We start from the raw sequence: 14,655 nt of genomic DNA, 5'->3' as shown, positions 1-14,655 counted from the left end.
TTGCGACATAAATTGACCATCTGGCGTTTCACTGTGTGAGAAAAGTACCAGCTGAATTTAATCGAATGGCCATGTTCCGCCCGAAATTGCAAATTTTTTCTCCAAAGGCTCTACACGATTTAATCCAGACATAAATATTTCGGTATCTTGAAAACGACATGCCGGAGTTCGGCGGCCTGGGAATGCAGCCGATGATGCGACGCCGGACTGACGCATTCGGGCTGGCCTTTTCGGCAACGGGCAGTCTATACCCATTCCAAATTGCGGGACCGGTCAGGTTTCGAAGCCGGAAAGGGATGGCGAAATGAACAAGCATGTCAGTGTCAAGCGACGCGATCGCGGGCCCAAGGGGCGCCCGCTGGATGATGCGGCGCTTGAGGATATGCGTGGCCTTTTCGAAGGTCAGGAACTGCGCCGCGATCTGCTTATCGAGTTTCTCCACAAGATCCAGGATACCTATGGTTGTCTCTCCGCAGCGCACATAAGAGCGCTGGCCGAACTCATGGGGCTGCCACAGGCGGAGATTTACGAGGTGGCATCCTTTTACGACCATTTCGATGTGGTCAGGGAAGGGGAGGATGCGCCCGCGCCGCTGACCATTCGCGTTTGCGATTCCCTGTCCTGCATGATGGCTGGCTCCGAGACGCTGATCGCGGCGCTCGAAACGGGTGTCGATCCGTCCCTGATCCGGATAGCGCGCGCGCCCTGCATGGGGCGTTGCGACACGGCGCCCGCGGCCCGCCTCGGTGATCGGGAAGTGGATCATGCGACGCCGGACGGCCTGCTGCAGCTCGCCAGTGAAGGCGGTTTCGACACCGAGGTGCCGGAATACATCAATCTGTTCGCCTATCAGGAATATGGCGGCTACGCGCTCTACGGGAAAGTCAGATCGGGCGAGATCGGGGCGCAGGCGCTGATCGACGCGCTCTCCGATGCCGGCCTGCGCGGCCTCGGCGGCGCGGGATTTCCGGCAGGAAAGAAATGGGGCTTTGTACGCTCCTACGACGGACCCCGGCTGATGACCGTCAATGGCGACGAGGGCGAGCCGGGAACCTTCAAGGATCGTTACCTGCTTGAGAGCGATCCGCACCGCACACTGGAAGGTGCGCTCATCGCCGCCCATGCGGTCGAGGCAGAACGCATCTATTTCTATATGCGCGACGAATATCCGGCGGTGCTCGAAATCCTGCGGACCGAAATTGCGGCCTTGGAGGAGGCGGGGATCATCGCGCCCGGTTTCATCGAGCTTCGCCGGGGTGCGGGCGCCTATATCTGCGGCGAAGAGAGCGCGATGATCGAAAGCATCGAGGGCAAGCGCGGCCTGCCGCGTCACCGTCCGCCTTATATTGCCGAGGTCGGACTGTTCGGCCGCCCGACGCTGAACCACAATGTCGAGACGCTCTGGTGGATCCGCGACATTGTCGAAAACGGCGCAAAGTGGTTTGCCGATCAGGGCAAGCCCGGCCATCCCGGACCGCGATCCTGGTCGGTTTCCGGCCGGGTCAAGGAGCCGGGCGTGAAACTCGCTCCGGCCGGGATCACCATCCGGGAACTGATCGACGACTATTGCGGCGGAATGGCGGAGGGCCACGCGTTCAAAGCCTACCTTCCGGGCGGTGCGTCAGGCGGCATTCTTCCGGCCAACATGGACAAGATTCCCCTCGATTTCGGCGGCGAACTGGCCGATGCGGACGCATTCGTGGGCTCGCATGCGGTGGTCGTCCTGTCGGACAAGGACAGCGTGAAGGAAGCAACGCTGAACCTTCTGAAGTTCTTCAAGCATGAAAGCTGCGGACAGTGCACGCCCTGTCGTGGCGGCACGGAAAAGATGGTGACGCTCCTGGAACGTGACGGGGCGCTCGACGAAGCCGCGATCCGCGACCTCGAGGCCGTGATGCGGGATGCGTCGATTTGCGGGCTCGGGCAGGCCGCGCCCAACCCGGTCAACCATTTGCTGGTCCATTTCAGGGATGAGTTGTAGTGCCCGGGTTGGCCAGCTGTTTGTTCGTATCTGGAGCGGTCACCGGTGCTGGCGAGCACTATGTTAAGAAGAGCCCAAACGGTTTGGTGTTTTCTGAGGAAGCGTGCAGATGACGGATGTAACGTTCAGCCTTGACGGCAAGACCGTAACGGCGGCCGAGGACGAGAGTATCTGGGACGTGGCGAAGCGGGAAGGCACCCGAATCCCGCATCTGTGCCACCTTGATCAGCCCGGATACAGGCCCGACGGGAACTGCCGCGCCTGCATGGTCGATATTGAGGGGGAGCGCACGCTTGCCGCCTCCTGCATCCGCAAACCGACCGACGGGATGGTCGTGCGCACCGATACGGAGCGGGCGGAAAAATCCCGTCACATGGTGTTCGAACTGCTTGCCAGCGATATGCGGCCGCAGGAGGAAAGCCCGGACAACCAGTCGGCGTTCTGGGATTGGGCGTCGTCCATGGGCATCAACGGATCGGACCGGTTTCCGTCGAAATTTGCCGATGGCGGCATGGATCGCGGCTTCGATGTCTCCAACCCGGCGATCGCCGTCAATCTGGATGCCTGCATCACCTGCGGCGCCTGCGTGCGCGCCTGCCGGGAAGTTCAGGTCAATGACGTGATCGGCATGGCCGGGCGCGGAAATCATTCCGTGCCGGTGTTCGACATCCACGACCCGATGGGACTGTCGACCTGCGTGAGTTGCGGCGAATGCGTGCAGGCCTGTCCGACCGGTGCGCTCTATGAAAAAACGCTGATGGATGAAAGCAACACCAGGAGGGACGTCCAGGCCTTCGACAAGGTGGTCGATAGCGTGTGCCCGTTCTGCGGTGTGGGCTGCCAGACGAGCGTTGCCGTGAAGGACAACCGCATCGTCCAGGTCGACGGTCGTGACGGTCCGGCGAACGAGAATCGCCTGTGCGTCAAGGGACGTTTCGGTTTCGATTATGTGCATTCGCCCGACCGGCTGACCAAGCCGCTCATCCGCCGTGACGATGCACCGAAGGCCGGTGACATGGACCTGCGCGGGGTCGATCCGCTGACGATCTTCCGCGAGGCGAGCTGGGAAGAGGCCCTCGAAAAAGCCGCGAGCGGGCTGAAGACCATCCTTGATCGCGACGGCGGAAGCGCGCTGGCCGGTTTCGGATCGGCCAAGGGCTCCAATGAGGAAGCCTATCTTTTCCAGAAGCTCATCCGCGAGGGTTTCGGGACCAACAATGTCGACCACTGTACGCGGCTCTGCCACGCATCCTCGGTTGCCGCATTGCTGGAAGGCGTCGGCTCCGGCGCTGTCTCCGCGCCGTTCACGGATGCCATGAAATCCGACTGCATCGTCGTGATCGGCGCGCGGCCGGCAACCAACCATCCAGTCGCGGCGACCTATTTCAAACAGGCGGTCAAGCAGGGCAAGCAGCTCATCGTCATGGACCCGCGCCGCCAGGGGCTGATGCGCCATGCAACGCATGCGCTGCAGTTCAAGCCCGGCAGCGATGTGGCGATGCTGAACGCCATGCTCAACGTGATCGTCACCGAACAGCTCTATGACGAGCAGTATATCCAGGCCAATGTCTCGGGCTTCGAGGCGTTGAAGGAGAAGGTCAAGGACTTCACGCCCGAAGCCATGGCCGAGGTCTGCGGTATCGACGCCGAAACGCTGCGGGACGTGGCGCGCACCTACGCGACCTCGGAGCGCTCGATCATCTTCTGGGGCATGGGTATCTCCCAGCACACCCACGGGACCGATAATTCGCGTTGCCTGATCGCGCTGGCGCTGACCACGGGTCATGTCGGGCGCCCCGGCACAGGTCTGCATCCGCTGCGCGGCCAGAACAATGTCCAGGGCGCATCGGATGCGGGGCTCATCCCGATGTTCTTCCCGGATTACAGATCTGTCGAGAATGTCGACATACGCAGCGGATACGAGGATCTGTGGGGACGTTCGCTCGATCCGGTGAAGGGCCTGACGGTTGTCGAGATCGTCGACGCGATCCTCGATGGCAAGATCAAGGGCATGTACATCATGGGCGAGAATCCGGCGATGTCGGATCCGGACCAACAGCACGCGCGTGCGGCGCTGGCGGCGCTCGATCATCTCGTGGTGCAGGATATCTTCCTGACGGAGACGGCGTGGCACGCCGATGTGGTGCTGCCGGCGTCGGCGCATGCCGAAAAGCTCGGAACCTATACGAACACGAACCGACAGGTGCAGATCGGCCGGCCAGCGCTCGATCCGCCGGGCGAAGCGCGTCAGGACTGGGAACTGATCGCGGCCCTGGCGAAGGGCATCGGTCTGGGCTGGGACTACGGGCATATTTCCGACGTCTACACGGAAATGGCGTCCGTCATGCCGTCCCTCAACAACATTCCCTGGGAGCGGCTCGAACAGGAAGATTCGGTCACCTATCCGGCCGATGCCGTCGACCGGCCCGGCAATGAAGTGATCTTCCGCGAAGGCTTCCCGACTGCTGACGGGCGGGGCAAGATCGTTCCGGCCGACTTGCTGCCGCCTGACGAAGTGCCGGACGAGCAGTTTCCGCTGGTTCTGACGACCGGACGTCTGCTGGAGCACTGGCATACCGGCGCCATGACCCGCCGCTCGGGCGTCCTCGACGAGATCGAGCCGCAGGGGATTGCCGTGATGAACCCTTACGAGATCGAACGCCAGGGGCTTGAGGCCGGGCAGATGGTCGCCGTCGAAACGCGGCGGGGTATCGTCGAGGCGGTCTTGCGGTCGGACCGGGAGGTCGCCGACGGCATGATCTTCATGCCGTTCTGCTTCAATGAAAGCCCGGCCAACCGGCTGACCAATCCGAAGCTGGACCCTTTCGGAAAAATTCCCGAGTTCAAATACTGTGCTGCGAAAATCGAGGCGATCTCGGCGGCGGATGCCGCGGAGTGAGTTTTTTCCGGTCGCGGCCGGTCAGCTGAGATAGCCAAGTGAACGCAGGCGCCGTTCGATGGCTTCGCGCTCGGATGCATCGAATGCGCGCTGTTCGCGGTTGTGCTCCTCGAACATCGCCCGGAAGAGGGCACGTGCCTTCGTCATCAACTGGCGGCAGGATTTCTGCGGCGGAATGGCGACGAGTGAGTTCTCGATCAGGCTTTTGTGCTTCTTCGATATGTCGACATGCTGCTGTTCGTGCCATTCGACATGCTTGCTGAGTGCCTCGAAAGCGGAACGGGTCCGTCCGTCGGCCCTGTTGAGTTCCGACCATTCCGGCAATGTGACAAGCAGATCAAGGTCAATCTCGGCGGTTTCGATGCGGCAGGTATCGCCCTCCCGTACCGTCTTGACGCGCGGCGTCATGCGCGTTTCCGTCGTGCCGATCGCGTGGCCGTTCTGCGGGCCGCGCCGGGCGATCTGCTCGTTGATCTGGCTGGCCGTGGTGCCTGGAACCTTGTAGTAGACGGTCGTCAGACCCGAACTCGTGCTCGTGCAGGCCGACAGGCCGACAAGCGCGAGAACAAGAAATATTGCTCGTCCCGCTCCAAGAGGGCGCCTGTCGCGATTGTGCATCGGGTTCCGTCGCATGGACCGTTCGCTCTCCAACTGTGTACAACCGAGCTCTGCGTCAAGTTTGCGGACAAATAGTGTCGGGTACAATATGATCAAACAATAAAACCGGTCCAGAGGTTTGTGTGATCAAAAAAGCACGGTGCGGGCTTTACCGTGCTGAACAAAAATGCTTGATGGAAATGAACGGTCGTTTGTTTGTTTTTGTGTGGCCGACCGGTTTACACTGACAAATCGTGAGCCGCAGGGTGCCTTGAAACCCTTCGCGGCATAGATTCGGGAGGCAGACGATGGACGCAGCGGTGGAAACGCGCGAGGACCGTTTCGGTCTGACGGACGAGCAACGCGCCATCCAGGAAATGGTCGCCGCTTTTGCGGCGGACCGCGTGGCGCCCAATGCGGTGGAATGGGATCAGGCGAGGCATTTTCCGATCGATGTGATCCGCGAGACCGCGCCGCTTGGCCTCGGCGGGATCTATGTGGGCGACGATGTCGGCGGCTCCGGCCTCGGACGCCTCGACGCGGTCGTGATCTTCGAGGCGCTGGCCAAGGCCTGTCCGGCCTTCTCCAGTTTCATTTCGATCCACAACATGGCGGCCTGGATGATCGACGAGTTCGGCTCGCAAGAGTTGCGCGAGCGGTTTCTTCCGGGGCTCACCTCGATGGAGCAGATCGCCAGCTACTGTCTGACGGAACCCGGTTCGGGTTCGGATGCGGCGGCGCTCAAGACACGTGCCGTCAGGGACGGCGACAGCTATGTGATCAACGGATCGAAGCAGTTTATTTCCGGCGCCGGCGTCAACGACATCTATGTCGCCATGGTCAGGACGGGCGACGAGGGTGCCTCCGGGGTTTCGGCCCTCGTCATTCCGAAAGATGCGCCCGGTCTTTCCTTCGGCGCGCCGGAATCGAAAATGGGCTGGCACATCCAGCCGACCGCCCAGGTGAATTTCGACAATTGCCGCGTACCGGCGGAAAACTGCATCAATCACGAGGGCATGGGTTTCAAGATCGCTATGGCGGGGCTCGATGGCGGACGGCTGAACATTGCCGCTTGCTCGCTTGGCGGTGCCCAGTCGGCGCTCGACAAGGCGCTGGACTATACGTCGGAACGCAAGGCCTTCGGCAAGACGATCAACCAGTTCCAGGGTCTGCAATTCAAGATGGCCGATATGGCGACGGAACTGGAGGCATCGCGTCTGCTGCTCTACGCGGCGGCCGACCGGCTGGATCAAAAGGCGTTCGATGCCGGAACCTGGTCGGCCATGGCCAAGCGCTATGTCACCGATACCGGCTTCAAGATTGCCAACGACGCATTGCAACTCTTTGGCGGATACGGCTATCTGGCCGATTATGGTGTCGAGAAGCTGGTGCGCGACCTGCGCGTCCACCAGATCCTGGAAGGCACCAACGAAATCATGCGGGTCATCATCGCGCGGCATTTGACGCGGTAGGACCGACTGAAAGCAAAGGGCAGGAGCGGACATGACGAATATTGCGTTTATCGGCCTCGGCAATATGGGAAATCCCATGGCCGCGAATCTGGTCAGGGCGGGGCTGCACGTGACCGGCTTCGATCTTGTTGCTGAAAATCTCAAGACAGCAAGCGCCAACGGGCTTGCCATTGCCGATTCGGCGCTGGCTGCCGTCGAGGATGCCGATGTGGTGATTACGATGCTGCCCGCCGGCCAGCATGTGCTTTCCGTCTATGGCGAGGTGCTTGAAAAGGCGCGGGCCCAGACATTGTTCATTGACTGCTCGACCATCGATGTCGACAGCGCGAGATTTGCGCACGGGCTTGCCGCCGAGAAGGGCATGCTTTCCATCGACGCGCCGGTGTCCGGCGGTGTCGGCGGTGCGGAGGCCGGAACACTGACCTTCATGGCCGGCGGCTCGGATGAGGCATTCAAACTGGCCGAACCCATCCTCGATCCCATGGCCGGGCGGATCGTGCACTGCGGTGATGGCGGCGCCGGCCAGGCCGCCAAGATCTGCAACAACATGATCCTGGGCATTTCGATGATCGCCGCCGGAGAGGCCTTCGTTTTGGCGGAGAAACTCGGCCTGTCGCATCAGGCCTTGTTCGACGTCGCATCGACATCGTCGGGCCAGTGCTGGTCGATCAATACCTATTGCCCGGTGCCGGGGCCGGTGCCGACGTCTCCGGCGAACAACGACTACAGGCCGGGCTTTGCGGCGGCGCTGATGCTCAAGGACCTGAAACTTGCCCAGGATGCGGCTCAAAGTTCCGGGGCCGTCACGCCGCTCGGTGCCAGCGCAGCGCAGCTCTATGCGCTCTTCAACGCCGCCGGCGAGGGCGGCACCGATTTTTCCGGTATCATCAATTTCCTGCGCGGGCAGGAAAAAAAATGACGCAAAAGCACCGAATTTAGGTTTGATTAAGGTCTCAATAACCGTCCGGTAACGTTATTCCCCTAGAACAGATCTGCGGCGGGTCACCCGTCGACCGCTCCGGATCAGGTACTGCGTACCGGGGTGCCAGCGATCTTCGCAGACCAATTGCGAAGGGCCACGAACCAAGTGGTCAAACCGCGCCCGGGAAGTCCCGTAGCGCGGTCATCGCGTATCAAACCGCAGGGTTCAATTTCCGATTTGCATCGTGGTTTGCGACCATTTGCCGGTATGCTGCCACGCGCGTCCACTGCGCCAACGGATTCAGTGCGGTCCAATCGGCCGGCCAACTTCATCACTTTCTGAAAACAAAATTTATTTGTCAGAGGCCGGAGCCTTGCCGTAGCGTGCCGGGCCGGGGGCGAGAATATTCTGACGCGGGGGGATCACGTGCCAGCGCTGTTCTCAGTCAAAAATTGCTTTTGTGAATTTTATGTATTTCGCCTGATTTGCATCATCATTGTTCCACTTGGCGGCTCGGCCTGCACGACCTCGGAATGGAACGTTCCGGTGGTGGCCGCAAACACGCAGATAGCCGATATCGAACGTGTCTTTGTCGCGACTATGCGCGCGCCGACAAACCGGAACGAGATGCGTTTCTCCAGCGAACGGGCCGACCGGCTGCATTTCGCAGATATCGATGTCTCGGTGCCGAAGCAACGCAAGGTCGGGAAACTCATCGGGCCGACGGATGTACCCGATCCGTCGAGGGAGTTCGGTGCCGTTCGCGTGGACAGCTTCGATGACGAGACCGCCTTTGTAGAAGCCATCAACAGGGAAATGCTCAAGCGCCCGCCGAAGGAACGTGTCGCCTTCGTTTTTGTGCACGGATACAACACCAAGTTCGGCGAATCGGTCTATCGTCACGCTCAATTGCGGAAGGATTACAATGTCCGGGCGGTGCCGGTCACTTATTCCTGGCCGTCGGCCGGAAAACTCCAAGGTTATCTCTACGACCGGGACAGTGCCCAATACGCCAGGGACGGCCTCATCCGGACCCTGAAACTATTGCAGCGTTCAAAGGCGCGCAGCACTTTTATCGTCGCACACTCCATGGGCACGCTGCTTACGATGGAAACCCTGCGGCAAGCGAGCATCAGCGGAGACAAACAGCTGCTTCGATCGGTCGGCGCGCTGGTCCTGGCGGCACCCGACATCGACAACGATGTGTTCAAGGAGCAGGTCGGCAAGATCGATCCGCTGCCCGATCCCTTCGTCATGTTCGTCTCCTCAAAAGACCAGGCACTGAGGGCCTCGCAGCTGGTGCGGCGCGGAACCCCGAGAGTCGGCGAAGGCGAGGAGATCGCGACATGGCAATCGCTCGGAATAACCGTTGTCGATTTGTCGAATGTACCGGATGGCGGCCTGACGAAGCACGGCGTCTATGCGAGCTCGCCGACGCTGATCCGGATCATTCAGGATGAGGGGCTCAATCTCGCGATGCTCGGGCAGGATCGTAGCGACTACCCGCAGGCGCAGGCGGCGGATAGCGGCGCCAGGTTCGCGGAGAACGTTGTTCACTTTCCTACAAACGAATAAAGAGAGCCGCGGCACGTTAACGATGCCGCGGCTCTCTTGCAGTCTTCGGATTGTGTCGATCAGCCGGCGGAATAGGTCCGGATCCAGGCTGCGGCTCTTGCAACGGGCCCACGGTTCGGCGTTTCTTTCTTTTCGCCGTTTCCTGCCTCGCCGTTCCATGCAATGTGCACGCCGTCATTCTTGTTAAAGATATACAACATCGCTTCGTTCCTCGAATTGGGCGTGACACGCCCCGTTGTTTCCGGCGCCGATATAGTCGCGCGGATCGATCCGCAAAAGACCTGAAAACGTCGTCGGCTATCTTTATTGCGCACAAGCCGGCGCGATCGGCCGCATTTGCGGATTCGTCTAAACGGGTCAGAGGTTTGGCTGCTTTTCACAGATGCGCGGCGGTGATAGATCATCACCTATGACCAAAGCCATCATGCTTCAGGGAACCGGCTCCGATGTCGGCAAGACCGTGCTCGTTGCGGGGCTGTGCCGCCTTGCCGCCAATCGGGGCTTGAAGGTTCGCCCGTTCAAACCGCAGAACATGTCCAACAATGCCGCGGTGGCCGATGATGGCGGTGAGATCGGGCGGGCGCAATGGCTGCAGGCGTTAGCCTGCCGGGTGCCGGCATCGGTGCATATGAACCCGGTTCTGTTGAAGCCGCAAACGACAACCGGATCCCAGGTCGTCGTGCGCGGCAAGGTTTGGGGCACGGCGGGAGGGCGCGACTACCAGGCGCTCAAGGGCGGCTTGCTCGGCGCGGTCCTTGAAAGCTGGGAGGCGGTGCGCGACGGCGCCGATATTGTTGTCGTGGAAGGCGCCGGTTCGCCGGCCGAGATCAATCTGCGCGCCAACGATATTGCCAATATGGGCTTTGCGACGCGGGCCGACGTGCCGGTGGTTCTGGTCGGCGATATCGATCGGGGCGGTGTGATCGCCTCGCTGGCTGGCACGCACCGGATATTGCCGGAGGACGACAGGCGGCAGATATGCGGCTATCTCATCAACAAGTTTCGCGGCGACGTTTCGTTGTTCGACGAGGGCATTGACCAGATTGGCGCATTCACCGGCTGGCCGTGTTTCGGCGTGATCCCGTGGCTTGAAGAGGCCCGCCGGTTGCCGGCTGAAGATTCGGTCGTGCTCGAGCGCATGACACGCGCCACCGGTGGCGCGCTCAAGATCGCTGTGCCGATGCTGGAGCGCATCGCCAATTTCGACGATTTCGATCCGCTCTCGGCAGAAACAGAGGTGGAGGTCGTGATGGTACGGCCGGGAGACGAATTGCCCTGCGATGCCGGGCTGGTCGTCATTCCCGGCTCCAAGTCGACGATTTCGGACCTGGCCGCCTTTCGGCGGAACGGTTGGGACGTGCAGCTCGAGCAGCATGTGCGGCGCGGCGGTCATGTGCTTGGCATATGCGGCGGCTTCCAGATGCTCGGCCGCAAGGTCTTCGATCCGCAGGGCATAGAGGGCGACAAAACCGAGGCGGACGGGCTCGGGCTCCTCGATGTGGTCACGGAAATGGAACCGGAGAAGACGGTTCGGAACGTCAGCGCCGTTAGCGCCGTCTTCGATGTTCCGCTTTCCGGATACGAGATCCATCTCGGCAGGACCGAGGGGCCGGATTGCCAGCGGCCTTTCAGCATCATCGACGGGCGCGACGATGGCGCGGTTTCGGCGGACGGGCGCGTTGCCGGAACCTATCTTCACGGTCTGTTTTCGGGTGATGCATTTCGCCGCCAGTACCTTGCGGACCTTGGAATCGAGGGCAACGGCATGAACTATCGCGCCGAGGTGGACCGTGCACTGGACGGGATTGCCGCCAGGCTGTCGGAGCTTTTAAGCCCGCAATTTCCGGGCTTTGAAGATATTCTTTAACCACCCGCTAACCGCGTTTCCTAAAGGCATATTTGCGAATTGGCACTAATGTGCTGGATGTGGGCCTGGCCAGTATGAATTTGGTCAGGTGCGTATGCTTGCGCGATACGCGAATGCCGGGAGCCTTGGCGCCTCCGGCCGGCGAATGACAGTTGCACTGCCCTTGGGCCGGCACTCGCCGCTACACAAGTGTTGTGACGCTTGGACCAGTCCAGGGGCCGGGTCGGTGCATCTGCGCCGGCGGGATGTGTAACGCTTGTGTGGGAGAGCGGGGTGACATACCCGGACTTGTCATTTTTTTGCGTCTTCAGAAACCGGACACGCCCGATCGTCGTCCGGTCGCTGCTGCTGATGGCCGCGATTATCGTATTTGCCCAGGCTGTTAACGGATATTTCTACCCTGATCTCACGGGCGCCGAACGTTTGGCCAATGTGCTCTTGTGCCTGAAGATCACGGTGATCGTCGCCGTTCCGTTCGTCATTTACGTGGTTTTGTTGCAGGCCCGCGCGGACCTTGCCGCGGAGTTTTTCCGCCTGCTTTCGCGAACCGATGCGCTCACGGGGCTGCTCAACCGTCGCGCGTTCGTCGATCTGCACAAGTCGGTGGAAATCGACGATACGGACGACGCGGCCGGCAGCAGGGCGCTGCTTGTCATCGATCTCGATCACTTCAAGCAGGTCAATGACCGGTTCGGACACGATGCAGGCGATGCCATCCTCGTTCAGCTTGCCGATCTTTTCCGCATCACTCTTAGAAGCGACGATGCGGTCGCGCGCATGGGCGGCGAGGAATTTGCCGTCGCGCTCAGCCGAGGAACGGAGCACGAGGCGCTGCAGGTGGCGCAACGGCTTCGCCATGCCGTCGAACGCAATGTCTTTCTCTATGACTGCCACGAAATCCGCCTCACGGTGAGCATCGGGCTGGTGCGTTACGAAGGCGGCGCCTATTTCGAGACGGCCCTGCGCCAGGCCGATCTTCTGACCTACAAGTCAAAGAAGGACGGACGCAACCGCATCAGTTGCGGAAAGGGGCAGTTCGGGCTTCCCACCGCCGCGTGAGGCACCGGCGCCGCGAGCGCTTCGTTGTCGGCACGATGCATGACGCAATCGCGATTGACAGTGCGCGTCAAACAATCCTATCACTCAGACTTGCGAATGGTCCCGCATGGCCAAGCCAGAGGGATCAAAAGGGAATGTGACGGGCGGACCCAAGCCGGGCGCCTTAATCGCAGCCGACCCCGCGACTGTAGAGCGGATTGGCAATCCCGACCGCGGCCCATGTGACAATTCGTTGATGAATTGAATCATGGTCCGGCGGTAAGCCACTGAAGTGGCGGCGCAATGAACCGGGTTGGACGCCTCTAGAAATCTGCGAATCGTCCGCCTTTGCGCCGCGACACTTTGGGAAGGCGAGGGTGCGCCGGACCGGCCTTTGGCCGGTCGATCCGCGAGCCAGGAGACCTGCCATTCGCGACGGGCAGACATGCCCGCACATAATGGGATGATCCCGGGCCAGACACGGAGGTTGCTATGGCTTCAATGAATTTACCGCGCGCACCGATTTCAGGCGGGGCTTTTCCGACGCCGATTCGCGGCAATCGATCCTGTCCCTAGAGAACACGATCGAATGACGAGCCGAATGCTACCCGCCAACGCGATGGCGGGCTCGATGCCGGGCATGTGCGCGGATTTCCTGCCCGTTCCTCGTGGATCGCTGCCGTGACCGGACAGCTGAACGCGAAAAAGGTCTTCGTGCTCGGCGGCGCGCGGTCGGGCAAGTCCGCCTTTGCCGAGACATATATCGAAAATAGCGGCCTGAAAGCGGTCTATATCGCAACAGGCCGGTCTTTCGATGCCGAGATGGATGCGCGCATTCGCCATCATCAGGCGCGGCGCGGCAGCGATTGGCGCACTGTCGAGGAACCATTGGCGCTTGTCGAAACACTGACCGAGCACTGTGCACGGGACCGTGCCGTCCTGATCGATTGCCTGACACTGTGGGTGACGAACCTGATGATGGAAGAACGGGACGTCGATGTTGAATCGGCGGCGCTCGCCGAATGCCTGACGCAATGTGCCGGCCCTGTGGTTCTGGTTTCGAACGAGGTCGGTCTTGGCATCGTGCCGGAAAACGCCATGGCGCGGGCTTTTCGCGACCACGCCGGGCGCTTGCACCAATTGATCGCCGCGCAAAGCGACGAAGTCTATCTGCTGGCGGCCGGGCTGCCGCTGAAAATGAAGGGATGAAACCATCATGCAGGGCCAGAAAATCCCCGCGACCGTGATCACCGGTTTCCTCGGAGCCGGCAAGACCACCATGATCCGCAATCTTCTAAGCAATGCCGGAGGGCGGAAAATCGCGCTCATCGTCAACGAATTCGGCGATCTTGGCGTCGACGGGGAGGTGCTGAAGGGCTGCGGCGCCGAAAACTGCACGGAAGACGACATTGTCGAACTGACCAACGGCTGCATCTGCTGCACGGTCGCCGATGATTTCATTCCGACCATGGAAAAGCTGCTGGAGCGCGACGAGAGGCCCGATCATATCGTCATCGAGACATCCGGTCTGGCATTGCCGCAGCCGCTGGTCGCGGCCTTCAACTGGCCGGATATCAAGACGCGTGTGACGGTCGATGGGGTCATCACCGTCGTTGACAGCGCTGCCGTGGCAGACGGCCGGTTCGCCGAGGACCATGACCGCCTCGACGCGCAGCGACAGGCCGACGACGCGCTCGACCACGAAAGCCCGCTCGAGGAGCTCTTCGAGGATCAGTTGACGGCGGCCGATCTGATCATCCTCAACAAGGCCGACCTTCTGGATGCGACCGGCCTGGAGGCGGTGCGGGAGGATATTGCCGGCCGCTCGCGCCGCAGCCCGTCAATGGTGACCGCGCGCCAGGGCCAGGTGCCTTCCGATGTCCTGCTCGGTCTTGGCATGGAAAGCGAAGCCGATATCGGCAACCGCAAATCGCACCATGAGCTTGAGCATGAGGCCGCACACGAGGCGGGCGAGGATCACCACCATGATCACGATCATGATGAATTCGAGAGTTTCGTTGTGGAGGCCGGGTCAATCGCCGATCAGGTTGCCTTTGTCGATGCGCTCAAGAGCGTCATCGCCGAACACGACATTCTTCGCCTGAAAGGCTTCGCGCATCTGCCTGGCAAGCCGATGCGTCTGGTGATCCAGGCGGTGGGTGCGCGTATAGACAGCTATTTCGACCGGCCCTGGGGATCGGCGGAGGACCGGGCGACGCGCCTCGTCGTCATCGGACTCCACGATATCGACCAGGCCGCGATCGCCGATGCGATCCGCCGCGCAGCAAAAGGCTGATGTGAGCG

General features: G+C 61.1%; 11 protein-coding genes and 1 riboswitch. Of the genes, 9 read left to right on the top strand and 2 right to left on the bottom strand.

What is annotated here, in order from left to right; translation table 11 throughout:
* Positions 1 to 304: 304 nt before the first annotated feature.
* Entirely contained in the window at positions 305 to 1,981 is a 1,677-nt protein-coding gene (locus tag OOZ53_RS04955; protein WP_271088217.1) for an NAD(P)H-dependent oxidoreductase subunit E, read from the top strand.
* Positions 1,982 to 2,090: 109 nt separating this feature from the next.
* Positions 2,091 to 4,880: a formate dehydrogenase subunit alpha gene (gene fdhF, locus OOZ53_RS04950; RefSeq protein WP_271088216.1), complete on the top strand. Its 2,790-nt coding sequence runs from the start codon at positions 2,091 to 2,093 to the stop codon at positions 4,878 to 4,880.
* Between the two features lie 21 nt (positions 4,881 to 4,901).
* Here the strand turns inward: fdhF and OOZ53_RS04945 are convergent, their stop codons facing one another.
* On the bottom strand, positions 4,902 to 5,513 hold the full coding sequence (locus OOZ53_RS04945) for a DUF922 domain-containing protein (protein WP_271088215.1): 612 nt from the start codon (positions 5,511 to 5,513) through the stop codon (positions 4,902 to 4,904).
* A 272-nt stretch (positions 5,514 to 5,785) separates the two neighbouring features.
* On the opposite strand from OOZ53_RS04945, the gene OOZ53_RS04940 reads away from it, so the two are divergent.
* From OOZ53_RS04940 to OOZ53_RS04930, 3 genes are all read left to right on the top strand, one after another.
* Positions 5,786 to 6,949, top strand: a complete 1,164-nt coding sequence (locus tag OOZ53_RS04940; RefSeq protein ID WP_271088214.1) for an isobutyryl-CoA dehydrogenase — start codon at positions 5,786 to 5,788, stop codon at positions 6,947 to 6,949.
* Positions 6,950 to 6,980: 31 nt separating this feature from the next.
* Positions 6,981 to 7,868 (top strand): 3-hydroxyisobutyrate dehydrogenase, encoded by an 888-nt coding sequence (gene mmsB / locus OOZ53_RS04935; RefSeq protein ID WP_271088213.1) that lies wholly within the window; start codon positions 6,981 to 6,983, stop codon positions 7,866 to 7,868.
* Between the two features lie 549 nt (positions 7,869 to 8,417).
* Positions 8,418 to 9,446, top strand: a complete 1,029-nt coding sequence (locus OOZ53_RS04930) for an alpha/beta hydrolase (RefSeq protein WP_271088212.1) — start codon at positions 8,418 to 8,420, stop codon at positions 9,444 to 9,446.
* Positions 9,447 to 9,505: 59 nt separating this feature from the next.
* Here OOZ53_RS04930 and OOZ53_RS04925 read toward each other — a convergent pair whose 3' ends face one another.
* Positions 9,506 to 9,646, bottom strand: a complete 141-nt coding sequence (locus tag OOZ53_RS04925; RefSeq protein WP_271088211.1) for a hypothetical protein — start codon at positions 9,644 to 9,646, stop codon at positions 9,506 to 9,508.
* A 209-nt stretch (positions 9,647 to 9,855) separates the two neighbouring features.
* Between OOZ53_RS04925 and OOZ53_RS04920 the strand changes: the two genes are divergently transcribed.
* The 4 genes from OOZ53_RS04920 to cobW all read left to right on the top strand — a co-directional run bounded on the left by OOZ53_RS04920 (position 9,856) and on the right by cobW (position 14,647).
* Positions 9,856 to 11,313, top strand: a complete 1,458-nt coding sequence (locus OOZ53_RS04920; RefSeq protein WP_271088210.1) for a cobyric acid synthase — start codon at positions 9,856 to 9,858, stop codon at positions 11,311 to 11,313.
* 273 nt (positions 11,314 to 11,586) lie between these two features.
* Positions 11,587 to 12,372, top strand: coding sequence for a GGDEF domain-containing protein (locus tag OOZ53_RS04915; protein WP_271088209.1), 786 nt, complete (start codon positions 11,587 to 11,589; stop codon positions 12,370 to 12,372).
* Positions 12,373 to 12,452: 80 nt separating this feature from the next.
* Positions 12,453 to 12,796, top strand: a riboswitch (cobalamin riboswitch).
* A 236-nt stretch (positions 12,797 to 13,032) separates the two neighbouring features.
* Entirely contained in the window at positions 13,033 to 13,560 is a 528-nt protein-coding gene (cobU, locus tag OOZ53_RS04910) for a bifunctional adenosylcobinamide kinase/adenosylcobinamide-phosphate guanylyltransferase (protein ID WP_271088208.1), read from the top strand.
* 7 nt (positions 13,561 to 13,567) lie between these two features.
* Positions 13,568 to 14,647 carry a cobalamin biosynthesis protein CobW gene (cobW, locus tag OOZ53_RS04905; RefSeq protein WP_271088207.1) on the top strand — a complete coding sequence of 360 codons (1,080 nt, stop codon included), beginning with the start codon at positions 13,568 to 13,570 and terminating at the stop codon, positions 14,645 to 14,647.
* Positions 14,648 to 14,655 lie beyond the last annotated feature (8 nt).

The sequence above is a fragment of the Allohoeflea poritis genome (genome assembly GCF_027889715.1).
GTDB classification, from domain to species: Bacteria; Pseudomonadota; Alphaproteobacteria; order Rhizobiales; family Rhizobiaceae; genus Hoeflea_A; species Hoeflea_A poritis.
This window is presented reverse-complemented; position numbering and strand designations above follow the sequence as displayed.